Annotated in this window: 18 protein-coding genes; 7 read left to right on the forward strand and 11 right to left on the reverse strand. The window is 65.8% G+C overall.

Annotation, left to right across the window (positions count from 1 at the left end; genetic code table 11):
• Positions 1–32: 32 nt before the first annotated feature.
• Entirely contained in the window at positions 33–527 is a 495-nt protein-coding gene (locus QH290_RS35330; RefSeq protein WP_280387717.1) for an NUDIX domain-containing protein, read from the forward strand.
• On the opposite strand, the gene QH290_RS35335 is transcribed toward QH290_RS35330, so the two are convergent.
• The 6 genes from QH290_RS35335 to folE are packed head-to-tail and all read right to left on the reverse strand — an operon-like array spanning position 515 to position 5,173.
• Positions 515–1,777: a glycosyltransferase family 4 protein gene (locus tag QH290_RS35335; protein ID WP_280387719.1), complete on the reverse strand. Its 1,263-nt coding sequence runs from the start codon at positions 1,775–1,777 to the stop codon at positions 515–517. The genes QH290_RS35330 and QH290_RS35335 overlap by 13 nt on opposite strands.
• On the reverse strand, positions 1,774–2,388 hold the full coding sequence (locus QH290_RS35340) for an AAA family ATPase (RefSeq protein ID WP_280387721.1): 615 nt from the start codon (positions 2,386–2,388) through the stop codon (positions 1,774–1,776). Before QH290_RS35340 ends, QH290_RS35335 begins: the two co-directional genes overlap by 4 nt.
• A gap of 22 nt (positions 2,389–2,410) precedes the next feature.
• A complete protein-coding gene (locus QH290_RS35345) occupies positions 2,411–3,334 on the reverse strand; it encodes a DUF2797 domain-containing protein (RefSeq protein ID WP_280387723.1) in 924 nt (307 codons plus the stop codon).
• Entirely contained in the window at positions 3,258–4,085 is an 828-nt protein-coding gene (locus QH290_RS35350; RefSeq protein ID WP_280387725.1) for a hypothetical protein, read from the reverse strand. The genes QH290_RS35345 and QH290_RS35350 overlap by 77 nt, the downstream gene beginning before the upstream one ends.
• A 3-nt stretch (positions 4,086–4,088) precedes the next feature.
• A complete protein-coding gene (locus tag QH290_RS35355; RefSeq protein ID WP_280387727.1) occupies positions 4,089–4,613 on the reverse strand; it encodes a 6-pyruvoyl trahydropterin synthase family protein in 525 nt (174 codons plus the stop codon).
• Between the two features lie 11 nt (positions 4,614–4,624).
• Positions 4,625–5,173, reverse strand: a complete 549-nt coding sequence (gene folE / locus QH290_RS35360; RefSeq protein ID WP_280387750.1) for a GTP cyclohydrolase I — start codon at positions 5,171–5,173, stop codon at positions 4,625–4,627.
• A gap of 226 nt (positions 5,174–5,399) precedes the next feature.
• On the opposite strand from folE, the gene QH290_RS35365 reads away from it, so the two are divergent.
• Positions 5,400–6,329, forward strand: coding sequence for a helix-turn-helix domain-containing protein (locus QH290_RS35365; protein WP_280387729.1), 930 nt, complete (start codon positions 5,400–5,402; stop codon positions 6,327–6,329).
• A gap of 31 nt (positions 6,330–6,360) precedes the next feature.
• On the forward strand, positions 6,361–6,930 hold the full coding sequence (locus QH290_RS35370) for a peptide deformylase (protein ID WP_280387732.1): 570 nt from the start codon (positions 6,361–6,363) through the stop codon (positions 6,928–6,930).
• A gap of 154 nt (positions 6,931–7,084) precedes the next feature.
• Here the strand turns inward: QH290_RS35370 and QH290_RS35375 are convergent, their stop codons facing one another.
• Positions 7,085–7,306, reverse strand: a complete 222-nt coding sequence (locus QH290_RS35375; RefSeq protein ID WP_280387734.1) for a hypothetical protein — start codon at positions 7,304–7,306, stop codon at positions 7,085–7,087.
• Between the two features lie 58 nt (positions 7,307–7,364).
• On the opposite strand from QH290_RS35375, the gene QH290_RS35380 reads away from it, so the two are divergent.
• A complete protein-coding gene (locus QH290_RS35380) occupies positions 7,365–7,580 on the forward strand; it encodes a DUF6374 family protein (RefSeq protein WP_280387736.1) in 216 nt (71 codons plus the stop codon).
• A gap of 246 nt (positions 7,581–7,826) precedes the next feature.
• Here QH290_RS35380 and QH290_RS35385 read toward each other — a convergent pair whose 3' ends face one another.
• A complete protein-coding gene (locus QH290_RS35385) occupies positions 7,827–8,501 on the reverse strand; it encodes an LOTUS domain-containing protein (protein WP_280387737.1) in 675 nt (224 codons plus the stop codon).
• Between the two features lie 119 nt (positions 8,502–8,620).
• On the opposite strand from QH290_RS35385, the gene QH290_RS35390 reads away from it, so the two are divergent.
• The 3 genes from QH290_RS35390 to QH290_RS35400 all read left to right on the forward strand — a co-directional run bounded on the left by QH290_RS35390 (position 8,621) and on the right by QH290_RS35400 (position 11,075).
• Positions 8,621–8,785, forward strand: a complete 165-nt coding sequence (locus tag QH290_RS35390; protein ID WP_280387738.1) for a hypothetical protein — start codon at positions 8,621–8,623, stop codon at positions 8,783–8,785.
• Between the two features lie 298 nt (positions 8,786–9,083).
• Entirely contained in the window at positions 9,084–9,917 is an 834-nt protein-coding gene (locus QH290_RS35395) for a hypothetical protein (RefSeq protein ID WP_280387739.1), read from the forward strand.
• A 255-nt stretch (positions 9,918–10,172) separates the two neighbouring features.
• On the forward strand, positions 10,173–11,075 hold the full coding sequence (locus QH290_RS35400) for a DUF6615 family protein (RefSeq protein ID WP_280387741.1): 903 nt from the start codon (positions 10,173–10,175) through the stop codon (positions 11,073–11,075).
• Between the two features lie 394 nt (positions 11,076–11,469).
• On the opposite strand, the gene QH290_RS35405 is transcribed toward QH290_RS35400, so the two are convergent.
• The 3 genes from QH290_RS35405 to QH290_RS35415 form a co-directional block, all read right to left on the reverse strand.
• Positions 11,470–11,745 (reverse strand): hypothetical protein, encoded by a 276-nt coding sequence (locus QH290_RS35405; protein ID WP_280387743.1) that lies wholly within the window; start codon positions 11,743–11,745, stop codon positions 11,470–11,472.
• 839 nt (positions 11,746–12,584) lie between these two features.
• Entirely contained in the window at positions 12,585–13,895 is a 1,311-nt protein-coding gene (locus tag QH290_RS35410; protein ID WP_280387745.1) for a helix-turn-helix domain-containing protein, read from the reverse strand.
• A 335-nt stretch (positions 13,896–14,230) separates the two neighbouring features.
• Entirely contained in the window at positions 14,231–14,410 is a 180-nt protein-coding gene (locus QH290_RS35415; RefSeq protein ID WP_280387747.1) for a hypothetical protein, read from the reverse strand.
• Positions 14,411–15,015: the final 605 nt, after the last annotated feature.

Below are 15,015 nucleotides of genomic sequence, written 5' to 3' on the forward strand. Positions count from 1 at the left end.
AAGCGGGCTGGCACTGGCTACGGTTGGCTGCCGTGACGGTCGAGACCTTTCAATGGATTGCCGGGGGCGTTCCTGTCGGGGTGCCTGTGGTGCAGGTGTACGGGTGGCTGGTCGATGAGACGGGCGCCGTGCTGATTCAGGATGTCGGCGATGGGTTCAATCTCCCTGGTGGGTCTCCCGAGCCCGAAGATCACGGTGACCCCGTGGCGACGCTGAAACGGGAAGCGCTGGAGGAATCCCAGGTAACTGTGCGTGACGCCGTGCACCTGGGATACGAAGTGGCCCATCGTGATGGTCGGGCGGTTGCCTTCGTCAGGATGGCGGGCAGGATCGGTGAGTTTCTGCCGCGTCAACCGGATCCGGACGGTGGTCGATTGTTCCGGCGGTTGATGGCTCCTCTCGATGACGCCCCGGCATTGCTGGGGTGGGGACATTCGGGATGTACCCAGGCGTCGGCGGTGCGCCGAGTTGCTTCGGCGAGGTGGGGGTTACGAGCGTCGTACGGCGCTGCGGTCTATAGAGATTGACGGTCGAGCAGCGGTAGCCACGGTGCGTTGTCGCGGAGAAAGCGGCCGACTGCGCGCGGGTGGTCGAAGTGTGTGCGGGCGAATTGTGTTGCCTGTCGGAGTATTTGGTCGCGGCCGGTGGTATCGAGGGTGAGGGCTGTGCGGATGGCGTCGGCTAGGCCGTCTGGGCGGCCGGGTGGCGTGGTGAATCCGGTGCGGCCGTCGACGACTTGCTCGGCGAGTCCTCCGGCGGTGGTGGCGATGACGGGGCCGGCGTGAGTTGCGTATGCCTCAATCGGTATCCGCCCGAAGGGTTCCGCTCGTGAGGGCACCACCACGCCGAGTAGATCTGGGTGGGCGAGCCAGCTGCGGATGGTCGGGGCGAATGTGGTCAGCAGTGTGACGTTCAGTCTCTCGTCGGCGATGCGGTCGGTGAGGTGACGCTGGTACCGGTTCGGCTCAGGGGCGTCACCGACCGCGGCCATCACCAGATGCGGGACGTCGTCTCGGGAGCGGCGCAGGAGCACGAGGGCGTCGAGGAGATCATCGAACCCTTTGTAGGGGTGTGCTCGACCCATGGTGAGCAGGAAGCCTCCGCGGGCGGGGCCGGGCAGCAGGTTGTCGTCGGTTCGGCCGATCTGCCAGTCCCGGGGCCCGAGCCCGTCCTGCAGGTCGATCACGGTGTCGCCGGGAAGCCAGTACTGCCCGGTGAGGTGGTGTCGCATGTAGTGGGAGATGGCGGCGATCCGGCCGCCGCCGCTGCTGACCGCGTGCAGACCGTAGGACTCCCACGCTCGGCGTTCCGGGTCGTCGGGTGTGTGGATCGCCGCAGTGGACCGGGGAACGACGACCATCCTCGACACGAGCGCAGGGGGCAGGAGCGGGGCGACTCCGAAGAACGGAACATCGAAGGCGATCACCATCGACTCGGTGGTGCTGGTCGGTACCACGCGGTGCAGGGCGTCGGCGGTTTCGGTGGCCAGTCGCCGGAACTGTGGCAGTCCGCCGAATCGCGTTGCGCCGTGGGTGCCGTTGTGGAGCGGAACAACTTCGGCGTCGGCTCTGGCCAGCAGGCGTTGCGTGTCGGTGTGCCAGTCCTGGTCGAACTCGGGGCTCGCCGGTGACAACTGCACTGGCAGGACGGTCAGTCGCGCCTCGGGTGGTAGGAGGTCGACGAGGATTTCGAGGAAGATCTTGTTGGCGTAGCCCGCGCCCGTGCCGCAGCCGTAGAAGCCGTCGTGGAGGGCGACGACGATTGTCGGCCGACTCATTGTGCGGCCGTTCTGTCGGCGTCGAGCGTGCGGGCGAGATCGCGGAGGATGCGGGCCGCGATCTCGATCTGCGGGTTGCGCAGGTGATTCCATGCGGCAGTCGACAGCCTCCGGGCCAGGCTGGGGTGGACTGCGCCGACGATGCCCACAGGGTCGGCGTAGAACGCTGCCAGCCGTTCCAATCCGGCTCCGGTACTCCACGGGTGGCCGGAGGTCAATCGGTGGTGGCGGCGCCGGAGGCTGGTGTCCGCGGTGGTGTGCAGCACGGTGTAGGCAGTCGCGACGGCGAGGGCTCCGGCGTCGAGCCGGGCCCATATCCGGTGTGCTCGGGCCGTCAGCAGTGCCGGGTCGTCGGCGCTGTGCGCGTAGGCCAGCATCGACAGCCAGTCGCGGTCGATGAACACCGGGCCGGTAGCGGCCAGCGTCGTTGCTTGCCGATGTTTGGCCACGTAGTTGTGTTCGTGGGCATCGTCGTCGCCGACGTCGGGGTGATCGGCGACCGGGATGACGGTTCCTGCCGCTGTGGTGTATTCGCCGACGACCTGGTGGCCTTGTGCGGCAAGGAGATTGACTGTGCTGGTTTTGCCGGAGCCGGGCATGCCCTCAATCACGAGCCGCGGCCATTCCCTGTGGTCAGAACAATGCTGTTTGGTCGGTGTCTGCATCGTCGCTCCTGGATAAATCGAGGCAAGCCAGGGCCGCCCCCGTGGTTCGAGTGGCGTCGCACCGTCGAATCGGCCAGCCGCCCAGAAGCCGGGCATCCAGCACGACGGGCCGATCATCGGTGTCGAGCACCAGTTCCCGGCCGACGAGGCACCGCACCGTTCCGGCGATCCGTGCACCGGACTGCAGCTCGGTGACCTCGTCGACGAGGCCGGTCGGGAGTCGATCGAGACCGAACAACTCGCTGTTGTCGACCGGTCGGCAGGGCTGGAGAACAAGGTCTTCGGGCCACGGCACCGTCGCCACGATCCGGGCGTGCGCGGCGTCGAGTTCGGCCCGATGCTGTGGTGTACCGGTCAGCCGCCGCCAAGCGGTCAGCTTGGTGCGCCGGTGGTAGCGTTCGGCCGCGATCCCGCTCGCGGAGATAGCCTTCTCCATCGCGCGGATCGCGGGGAGGCTGCCGGTGGTCAACCAGGTGTAGGCGAGCGCTCCCTGTTCGGCGAGCCGGTCGGTGCCGCGGCTGCCCGCGGTGAGTCCCACCTTGGGCAGGTTCGGGCCCAGCCATGCCAGATACAGGCCGTAGTCGCGGCCGTCGTCGGCGAGTTGATCCCGGGCCAGCTGGTGACCGTCGTCGGCGGCCGAACACGGCTGGCACTGAGCCGAAGTCGCCTGCCCCGCGATCGGTGCGGCGAACGGGCACGGCTGGCGGTGACCGAGTTCGGGACGCCAGATCCCGACGCAGCGCCGCGGCCCGCACACCTCGATACCGACCGGCGCTGCGAGTGGGAGGGGGCGGGGCCGCTCGACGCCGGACGGGTCAGCGGCCGTCAGCGCGGGCTGGTTGTGCTTCCAGAAGATGCCGGTGGCGGTCCATGCGGGCGGCTGCTCGGTCATGCTCGTACCTCTCATACAGGTCGGCAAGGGTATCCCGGCCGAACAGGTGCGCGATGTCGCACCAGGCGTCGCCCGGGTTGTCCGGCATGTGCAGGTGGTTGCGCAGCGCATCCGTGCCGCCGAGCTGGCGCCGGATGCCGACCTTGATGTCCTTGGCGCTGGCACCCGAGTCGCCATCGGCGAGCAGGAGGAACGCCTCGACCGGCCCGGAGGCCAGGTAGTCGTCCTGAGCGCGGGTGTACTCGGCGCCGTAGGCGTCCGGATACAGTCGCCGCGCATCGCTGGCCGACAAGCGGACCGACCGGCTCGACAGGATCCGATAGGACGGGGACAGCAGGCTGCGGACGGCGTCGATGTCGGCGCCCGGCTTGGTCATGGCACAGCTCAATTGCCATGTCGGCCAGGCGATGTCCGGTAACGGGGCTCGCATCGATTTCGCCCAGTTCTCCAGGCAGTCGCAGTCGCGCGGACCGAAGATCTCCGGGTGCCCGGGAGGCTCCATGCATTCGAGGGCCGAGGCGTCGGCGCGGCATTGCGAGCAGCCTTGCACCGCCGGAACCAGGCCGAGCCCGAGTGCCGGCGCGCTCGTCGCGGCACGATAGGACACCCACCACGAATCCCAGGCGCTGTCCATCGTGAGGCGCGGCGTCGGTGCGTCACGGCGGGACAGCCGACGCTCCCACGCCCATGCCAGCAATGCCTTCACCCGATCGCGGTGGCACAGCCCCGCCTGGTCGACATCCGTGGTCACCCCTCAGCCCTCCCTTGATCTCGGTTCGCGCGACACCAGCGCGCGAACGATCGCCGCCGTGCCCGGAGCCTCGGCCAATTCCAGTTCGGCACAATCGATCTGGTGCCCGACCAACGCGGGAACGATCTGGTCGAGCAGGTACGCGGCGAGCTGCTCGGTCGAGGTGTTGGTGATCGGCAGCACCACGGTATCGCCCGCAGGAAACACATACCGTTTGCTAGGGCTCGCGACCCGCACCGTGTCGTCGACGTGCTCGATCGACACTCCCGGGCAGTCCGCCGCCAAGAGGACACGTCGCCGCAACGGTGTGATCGCGTCGCGCAGCAGCACCTTCACGGCGCTGAAGTCGGCCACCATTCCGTCTTTCCCGACGCCACCGGCCAGCCGCAGCACCGGAATATACGTGTGTCCATGCAGTGGCTCGAACTCCCCGGCGTGCCATCCGGTGTGCGCGGCAGGGAACCGGAACTCGCTGCCGCCGATCTCAACAGTGGTTGCGCCGCTGGTGATTTCGAATGCGCTATTCACGAGGGGGTCCCTTATCGGTGGGTGAACTGGGCCAGCGTGAAGAATTCGCCTCGCGCCCGCGCGTCGTGGAGCAGCCGCCCCAGCAGGGCGGAGGTGACCGTGGTCGTACCGGGAGCCTGCACACCGCGCAGGGTCATGCACAGATGCTCGGCCCGGACCACGACGCCGACACCCTCCGGTCCGAGGTGATCGACCAGCCACTTCGCGATCTGCTGCGTCATGCGCTCCTGGGTCTGCGGGCGGCACGCCATCAGCTCCACCACCCGGGCGAGCTTGGAGATACCGATGATCTGCCCGCCCGGCAGGTAGCCGACGTGCGCGGTGCCGATGAACGGCAGACCGTGGTGCTCGCACAGCGACCGGAAGCTGATGCCCTGCACCAGGACCAGCTGCTGGTAGTTCTCGTCGTTGTCGAACACCGTCAGGTCGAACTCGCGCGGCGTCAGCAACTCGGCGTAGGCGCGTGCCATCCGGGCAGGCGTGTCCCGCAACGACGGGCTGGAGGTGTCGATCCCCAGCGCGTGCAGGAACGATGCGGCAGCAGCCTCAGCTGCCGCCATGTCACGAGCCGTGGATTCGGGAGTGATTTTGTGCCGAGCCAGGGGAAGACGGCTCGGCGTGGCGCCGATCGCCAGGGCGTTATTCATGCCGGTCCTCGTTTCGATCGCCTTGTGGGCCAACGGGTACCGGACCAGTGAAACGGTGGCGGACAGGGTGAGGGAATGATGAACTGGACTCATTCACGCTTCACTCAACTCACACACCGAAGCCGGGGGAGCAAGGGGCTTGAACACGCCGTCCGAAACCAGCACCGCCGAGCAAGCCGCCGAGGCGTTCGCCGCCGAGGTGGCCTACTGGCGCGAGGTGAGAAGCCTGTCCAAACGCGCCCTCGCGGCGCACATGGGATTCGACCCGTCCTACATCAGCCACGTCGAGGCCGGTCGGCACAAACCGACCGAAGACTTCGCCCGCAAAGCCGACACAGCGCTCAACACCGGGCACGCCATCTGGAAACGCTGGCGCGACTACGAAACCGCCAAAGCCCACATCCCCCGCCCGATCGCCCCCTCCCCCGCACCACCAGCACCCGGCTACGCCGGGACCGAGTTGGTCGTCGAGCACGACGCCGCCCGGCTCGACTACGACGGCACCGCCTACCGGCTCACCATGCGGCGGCTGCTCCGCAACACCGGCACCGAACCCGTCACCCGCTACCTCATCCGCATCAGCGTCAACCGCTACCCCGACGAGCCCGAACGATCGAAACTGCACTACCGCCACAACCCCCTCACCCTCGAAGAGCTGGCGCTGAACGCGACCTGCCGCGACGAACCCATGCGATGGGAGGTCAAACACGACCAGGACGCGTTCAAGGAGATCTGGCTGCAGTTCGAAAACGACAACGGCCGCTTCCCGCTGTATCCAGGCCAATCGGTGTGGATCTGCTACGACTACAGTGTGAGCGACGACAAATGGGGCCGATGGTTCCAACGCGCCGTACGCCTCCCCACCGAGCGCCTCGAAGTCCAGCTCGCCTTCCCCACAGACCTCGCACCCGTCGTGTGGGGAACCGAAACCTCCATGACCGCCGACGCACGCCCACTCCCCACCCCGCCGATCCGGCACGACGACAACGGGACAACCGTCTTCAGCTGGAACACCTACCGGCCACCACTCCACTGCCGATACCGGCTCGAATGGCGATTCGGTTCATGACCCCAATCCACCACGCAGGGAAGGAACTACCGTGATCGAGGCCAAGCCCAGCGATACCATGCGCGATCTCGGTATCGTCCAAACCGGCGCAACCATCCTCACCCAGCCGGCCGCCCCGTTCGACCTCCCATCGGAAGCCTCAGCGGCCCGCGCGGTCATCGACGACCTCCGATCCGCCATGCGCCGCGTCGGACACGCCCACCCGTTCGCCAAAGGCATGGGCATCGCCGCCCCGCAGATCAGCGTCGGCCGCCGCGCCGCAGTAGTCCAGCCCCCCGGCAACGACGCCGCACCGATCATCCTGCTGAACCCACGCATCGTGGAACACTCCGACGACGAAGACGAACAATACGAAGGCTGCCTCAGCTTCTTCGACGTCCGCGGAATCGTCCCCAGGCCACTCCAAATCATCGTCGAAACAACCAGCCTCACAGGACAACCCGTCACCACCGAATACCGCAACGGCATCGCCCGCCTCGTCCACCACGAGCTGGACCACCTCGACGGCATCCTCTACACCAGCCGCATGCGCCCCGGCGTAGAACCCATCCCGATCGCCGAATACCGCCAGACCGGACGCGCCTGGAGCTACCAGCAGTAATCGGTCACTATCGAAGTGAACGGGAACACGGCCGAATGCTGCATCGCCTTCCACCACCCCGCCTCTGGCGGCCACCGTACTCCCGCCGTCCCCACGGGTTCGGCGAGAATGCACACGGAATCGTCTGCACTGCAACATAGTTGGACCCGAACGACTACTCGCAGAGTCGCCTGCCGTGATTCATGGCTTCGAGCGTGATCCGCCGAGCACTCAGGCGCTCCTGCTTGGTGTACCGCGGGTCGGCGAGTTCCCTCTCGATAATGTGCAGAATCTCCTCGATCAGTAGCGCCCGGCCGTACGGACGATTGTGCGTATGCGTCGCGTTGCGTACCGCCTCGGTCAGCAACGCCTCGAGCTCGGCACCTACACGATTCATAGCGGCGAGCCTACCACTGCATTCGAACTTATGTTCGACCAATGGTAGGGTCTCGCGCATGCCTGCACGTCCGACAGCCGAGTTCGCGCGGCAGCAGATAGACCAGGTTCGTCGACAGTTGCTGGATGCCGCGGCGTTCGGCAAACAGATCACGCCCGACCAGTTGGAGCAGCTGGCAAGCAAGCTCGCTACCGGAGTGCAGGCCCTCGATGCGCCAGCCGAGCCGGGCCCGAATGTACGCCTTGTTACGCACGCCGGGGGCCGCTTACGGTGAATAGCAACTCGTCCCGCTGCGCGCGCTGCACTCGCCAGCTCGCTCCGGGCGCGCCCTCGCACCGAATTGCACGGCGTCTGTACGGGATTCAGCGCACCGAGACCGACGAACCTGCCAGCACGCGAGCCTGAACCCTGGCGCGGCCGTCCACAACGACCGCTACAGCACCGGGCCGAATCACCCGAGACGGCAACGTGATGCACCGGCATACGCTTCGGTTCTCGGCCCGGTGAGCCCGGCGACGGTTCAACGCCGGTCCGCGATGCGGCGGCGGGCCCGGACCTCGATCACCTGCTGCCCCTTGCGCGGGAGGCTGCGGATCGCGAACTGCTTGGTCGCCGCGATCAGCTTGATGTCGGACAGGTAGCCCCACCGAGCTGGCGTCCAGTCCGGGTCGGCGTGTTCGAGGGCGGCGGAGACCGCCGATATCGGGGACCAGCTGTTAGGTCGAGCGGTTGCCGCTACCGCCTCGTGCAACACCTGCATGAGTCGTTCGTCGGCGGCCAGCTCGCCGGCAGCCCGGCGACCGACCTCGATCGCGAGGATTCGCTGGTTGATATCGCGCCGGTCCCTGCCCGCATCCGGGTGCAGAATCTCGTCCACGAGCAGGGCTGCGATCCGGCATGCTTTGCGGGCCTGGGGATTTCGGACGTGGCCGAGAACCCGCCTGAGCAGAGCGTGGGCCTCGGTCCATACCGACTTGTTCGCCGAACCGACGGCCTGGCTTCGGAAGAGAAGCAGTTGGCGGGCCTTCTCATCCTGATCCGGGTCGCAAACCACCCCGTCGCAGCCGTCCGGCTGGAAGGGGTCGTAGACCTGCGGCTCGACGTCCGGCGGCGTCAGCACCGATGTCCGGTCGTGCCGGGGCAGCTGGATTGGGGCAGGGAGCACGGACCCGAGCCGTTCCACGGCCAGTTCCAAGTGCCCCCCACCGCGCACCAAAGAGGAAGTTCTCCCCAGGCCAATACACCTGACCGAGTTCCAGCAGTTCGCGGTCGATGAGCCCGTTCGCGGCTGCGGTGAGAGCCAGCGCTTCGTAGATGGTCACCAATGCGGTCGTCGAATCGGCCGGACTGGTCGTCCGCACCTTCTCCACGATCGTGTGCAGCGCTTCCAGCGCACTCGGCTCGATCGGTTCCCGGCTGTCCTCACGCTGCTCCGGTTCGCACCCACCAATGCCGCTGCGCCGCAACGCTTCGGTGTAGCGCAGGTTCTGCTCGATCGCGAGGCGCCGGGCGCGGCGCTAGTTTCGGGAGCTGCCGTTTTTCGGCATCGTCGTCCGTTTCCGGCAAGGGTGCCCACGCCGCCCTGCCGTGACGAATCGTGCCGACCGGGAAAGGGATGGATCAGCGCGGGCCCCGGAGAGGACCTTGGTTCATCGGCGTCGCCACCAGCGTGGGCGGGGCAACTGAACGGTGAGCGTGCGCGGCCTGCTCGCCCGGCAGCGTAGCATCATCGCCAACCGAACATGACCGCTGCCAGCAGAAATAACAGGACGGTCCTGTGAGTGACAACGACAGCCACCCGTATTGCTACGGCGGGTGCATGCCGAGCCTGTCGGCGAACGCCCTGGCGAACAAGGGCAAGCGAAACGGGCTCCGCCCCGGCCAGCTCGAACAGGTGCTGCAGCTCGTCGACGGCCGCTGCATGGTGTGTCTGCGCAGCCACGCCATGGTGATCGACACCACGACCCGGTCGCAGAAGCGCAGGCCCCGCGGGGTCGTGTGCCGGAACTGCAAACAGCGAATCGCTGTCCACGAAGGCTCGTACGGGCCCGACGAGCCCCTCTTCGTAGGATGCCGGGGCGGGCCATCCGGCGATGCGGAATGGGAGCCGAGAATGGCTGCCGCGATCGCGCAGTATCTCCAACGAACAGAACAACTCGAATCCTGCCAGAAGAACCGGGACCGGTTCGACATACTCATCCAGGACCTCGTTGACCACGGCACCGACCCGCACCGAGTCTGGGACGGCGCACCCGTCTCCGAACTTCCGCAGCTACCCGCCCAGAAGCGCGACCCCTTCCTCGTGTACGACTACGCTGCCCGTCCACCATTGACCCGCGATCGGTGCGCGAACGACTGCCGAGACCACGCCGAGCACGTCTACATCGCATGCTTCGACGAACCCGTCACCCTCCGTGACGCCGACGTGTCCAGCCCCGTATCGCACTACGTCGGATGGACACGGCAGCCACCGATACGACGCGTCAACCAGCACGGCGCCATATGCCGGAAATCCCTCGTCGCGATCATCCCCGGCACAGCAGCCGAAGAGGAACTCCTCAAGAACGACGAACAGTGCCCCAGATGCCGACAACCACTGCAATACCGCTGAGGCCCCAGCCCGAACTCGGTAGAGACGCCGGCCGAAGTCGCTGGCTTCCTCGCCGCGCAGCGATCCATCGATCTTGACAGGGACCGTCCCAGATTCGAAAGTTGAGCGTCGTCAAGACATCACGAGAGCCAACCGCGCCGGGGGAAGATGGCCAGCTTGTCGGATCTGCAACGAACGATGGACTCGCTCGCGCTGCGGACCTGGAGGGATTACGAGGACGGATACCCGATTGGATTGGCACCCGGCGAGACATCGGTGACCGATGCGCTGCTGCTCGAACTCCACCGTCGCTTCCCCCAGATCGCGGTCCGACGGCTCACCCCCGCGCACGAGAAACGCCTCGGCGCGGACTGGGAATGGTGGATCGGCTCACCCACCGACGGGTGGCTATGCCTGCGCATCCAAGCCAAACGCATCTACGACGTCGGCTACCGCGCACTCGATCACCCCGGCGAACAAGACGGCCACTACCAATACGACACCCTCATCGACAGCTGCCAAGACCCGTACACCCTGCCCTATCACGTGTTCTACAACGGCTGGGAGGCAACCCGATTCGGCGAACTCCGAGACAATCGCGCGGACCTGCGAGCCCTGCGAAACAACCAACACTTCCCCCACGAAGACGGACCGCGCCGCAGAGGCGACGACGACCCCCGCCGACTCGGCTCACGACTGCCCAACTGGTGGGGATGCGCCGCCATGTCCACCTACCGCGTCGCCGCGCTCCACTCACGAAACCAGGACAAGCCCAAACGGGTCTACGCCCCTCGATACCTCCGCCACGCTATGCCGTGGTCATGCTTGTTCGGATCGGACAGCAGGATGCGCGACCTGGCCGACCCCTCGGGAGCATCCAGCATGCTCGATCAGATCCACCAGAATCTGCTGGCCGATGCCGCCGAGTCAGCTCGGGTCGCGAGACACCGATACGACTCCCGGCACATCCAGCTGACGCAACAACTCGAGGCCCTCGAACAAGACATGGACCACGGTGAAGGGCGCGCGCACCGACACCCGGAACTCCCGCCTTATGCAGCAATGATCCTGAGTCGGCACGAACCTCGCATCTCGTTCGACCGTGAATTCAGGTTGTACCGGGCACCCGCAAACTACGCTCTCGTCACCGACATAGGCACATTCCGCAGCGACCGCTAAAGATTGCAGACCGGGACACCCATTCCACGCCAGACGAGAACGGAAGCCTCCGGCCGATGGAGCGGGCCGCACTAGACCCGGTCGGGCGGACGACGTCGTACGCCGCCTGCCCAGCCTGGCCCCACCCAGCCATCATGACGCGGGTGTTGCACCGATGCCCACTCCGGCAATCTGGCACGGCCGAACCCGGGGATACATCTGCACAACAGTGGTTCGGACTTCTGACCCGTCGCGATCACGTTCAATTTGGTTTCGAATTGTCGTATCTCGTTTCGATCGTCAACGTCCCCCAAAGAAGCCGCTGTTCGCGGCCGGTCCTATCCTTATAGTGCCCCGCCCGGGGATCCATAAGGATGGGACCAGATGCAGACACGGCGCACGGGCGACCCGACGGCTAAACCTGGTAGACACCCACAATGACCAGGCGTTTTCCGGTTGCCCATGTTTTGCGTGTCCTGCCGGGGGCACCAACCTGCTGAACGTTTCCGCAGTTCAGCAGGTTTTTATTAGCCGTGCGTCGCTTCCGGGTCGCCGACAGGAACGAAACCTGCAGGTCGCGGTTACCCTGGTTCGAGCCCTCGAGGACACACAGAACATGGGCAACTGGATCGCCGACCCGGGCTAGCTGGACGATCAGGCAGTCGATAACGCGGAGTTCGATTCCGATCACCTTGCCCGAAGTGCCGCCGACCGTGAGGATTATCCGCAGGAGCGCAGATTCGGCTACCTAGCCCGACTGCAGCACGCCGACCTCCTCCACATCGTTCTCATCGAGGACCGCTCATCCATACCCTGGCCCGGCACGTCCAATACCGTCCGCTGGTGGACTCTGTTGCCCCACACGTTCCGATGTTTCGCGTAACAAGATCATGTCAGGGAAGTCAGCAGGCACCGAGATCCGTTGTGGTCCATACCAACACCACAGTTCCGATTGGGACCAGCGTCGTCGGTGGCGCTATGGTGGCATGCGGGCGGACGCACGGATCCTGCATTTCCGCCCGTTCGAATACTGCTGCTGCACTTCACTATTCGGCTCACGATCGACGGCGCCGCCGCTATCGTCGTGAACCGGATACGGCTGCCGCGCGGTCCCTCCGATGCCCCGGCGCGGGGCCGGGCAGCAGTATCGAATCCGGGCCGGGGCGGCGCACACGGACATCCGCCGCCCCGGCCCATCCGGGAGCACGCCGTCCCCGGCCGCCCGGCAGTTCGCCGCGACAGAACTCGTCGACACGAGCGTGTCCGAATGGGTTCCAGCCCCGCCTTGCCCTGGGGCCCAGCCCAGTGGAAGACCTTGTCGGTCCGGTGCCGACGAGCGGGAGCGGCTCGTGGTGCGCCCGCTGTCGGCACCGGTCGTATCCGAGATAGTGCCCGGCAGTCGTCAAGCGACTACTGCGCACCACCCAGCAGTCGGAGCCGACGTGACGGCCGGATTGGTAACGGCTGCTGGACAGCGAGTCCGAGGCAAACCGGGCCGGGTGATCTGCTGCTCCCAGCCATGGTGTTCGTTCACACCTGTGAGCGGTCGGGTCGAGCTGGGCGGCGTGGTGGGATTTCGTGAGCTGTCGATCGCCGCGGCGATCCGCCGGGGTCGGTGGCGGTTTCGCTGGCGTGGGCGCGGGCGATGAGTGCGGCACGGAGCAGTCCCTGATCGGATACTCGGCTGAGGTCGTATCCGGTGAGTTTCGTGATGCGTTTGAGGCGGTAGTCGACGGTGTTGGCGTGCAGGTGCAGGCGGCGGGCGGTGGTCTGGCGGTCGAGGCCGTTGCCGAGGTGAGTTTCCAGGGTCTGGAGTAGTTCCGGGTGTCCGTCGAGCGGGTTCAGCATGCCGACGAGGGAGTTCAGGCCGGGGCCGGGCCGTGTGAGCTGATACTCCAGTGCGAGGTCACTGAGCCGGTAGAGGCCGGGCGGTCGATGCAGGCGCTGGACCGTATCGAGGAGATCGTGCGCATGGTGCGCCGCCGTCGGAATGTTGCCGCGGTCGGCGGGCACGGTGGCGGCCGTGACCGGGATCTGCCCTGCCCGCGAGAGTGTGGTGACGAGTTCGTCGAGATCGCCGTCCGGCAGTGCGGCCGGGATCAGCACCGTGCCACCGGTGACGCTCAGCAGGGCCAGTGTCTGCCCGCGGTGGCCGGTGGCGAGGGCGGATTGCACACGGCGGAGCTTGCGCCGGGCCACGACCTTGGCATCGATTCCGGGAAGCTGTTCCTCGGGGTGGGAGGGCAGCGCTATGGCCACGACGTGGTAGGCGTCGACGACGTCGATGCCGCATTCGCGGATCATGCTGGAGGTGGCGGTATGTCCGCTCAGCAGTGCGGAGGTGAGGGTGTGGGCGGCCGTGTGGTGCTCGGCGACGACGGCTCGCAGTTCCCGTACGTAGGCCCGTGACATCGTCTTGGTGATCACATCGAGGATGTCGAGCAGTTGGCGGAAGTGCCCTTTCACCGTCGCGAAGTCGGCGGTGGTGGCCTTGGCGTGGACGAGGTCGGTGCCGAGGCGGAACCCTTCGTGCACCGCGGAATGGATGGTGTCGAGTGGGATGCCCTCCCGTGCCCACTGCGCGGCGGCGTCCTCCAGCCAGGTGATCTTCGCGGGAATATCGCCACCCTCGACGATGGCGAGCGCCAGCTCCAGGCACATGCGGGTGACCGAGGTGACATCGCCGTTCAGCAGCTCTCCGGGCAAGGTCCGGCAAGGAGCGATATTCTCCGTGAATACGCCTACCATCTTTCGGGATACGGCCCGGACATCGTTCAGAGGCGAGGTTAGTTTTCGACCCGAAGCGCTCGAACCGGATTGCACTGATCGAGTACCTGACATTGCCGAATCCTTCTTCCCCACCGATAACTACCCCCTTAGCATGCCGACTCACGGTCGCGGTGACCCGGCGCCCCCAAAACCGATCCCCATCATGTTTGGGCCTAACCCAAGGGAAATCCGGCGATAAATGTATTGAGTCGAGAGAACCAGTGACGCTGGTTTCTCTGGAGCCAGCAGTTCAACCCAGACGTCATCTGTGAGCCGGTCCAATTCCGCATCAACTAATCAGCCGAATGCGGTGCCCGGCTGCGCGCGGCGACGAGTCCGGAATGAGCCCCGACTCTTGCACACCATGGACGGCCTCGCCGCCGCGCGGGCAACCTTCGCTGAGCCGGTTACAGGCAGAAGCTCAGCTCGCCCGAGCCGGTCGGCGCCGGAATCGGAACACACACCTCCACAGAGCCCCCGACCGGAGTGGCCGTGGGCGCATCCGCCGAGGCTGCCCCGGCACCGAGAGCGGTGGCGGACAGCGCGAACGCGGCGACGGCAAGCGGGCGGACAATCTTCGATTTCATACAGTCATCCTCGGTAGTGCCATGTGAAATATCCCAGGTCTGGGACGGCTCAATCTGAGCATGTCCCAGTGGACAATCTCCAGGAATTTCAGAGAGTTTGTATTACCGGAGAAGATCTCTCGACGGCACATCGGGACGATTCACAATTACTCGGAGTCGCTCGGACGAGCATGTCATGATAATTCACGAGAATCTCGACTATTGTTTTGTGACCGAATTTCGGGCAAATTATTCGAAGCCCGCCACCACGATATTCGATTGCGATGCCATGTCATGACAGTGAGTAAGACCCCGAAGGTCGGGATAGTGGGTGTCACAAACATCCGATATGTCCCGCTTTCGCCATGCTCTTGCCCGCTACGTTGATCTTGCACAACTCCTCATGTCTGACAGCTGCCGAAATACCGATGCTCGAATCGCACGGTCTTCGCTGCTGTCTTCGATGCCTGGAGAACATGTTCGACCCCCCCGGGACCGGCCCACCGGCCTGGTGAAGGAGAAATATGTCCACCGACACCGACACGACGCCTAGTTCGGCGACCAGCTCACCGGAGAGACCCTGGTCCGATCGTCTGTCTTCGATCACACGCCATGATCTGCCTGCC

The sequence above is a fragment of the Nocardia wallacei genome (assembly GCF_029869545.1).
Classification (GTDB): domain Bacteria; phylum Actinomycetota; class Actinomycetes; order Mycobacteriales; family Mycobacteriaceae; genus Nocardia; species Nocardia wallacei_A.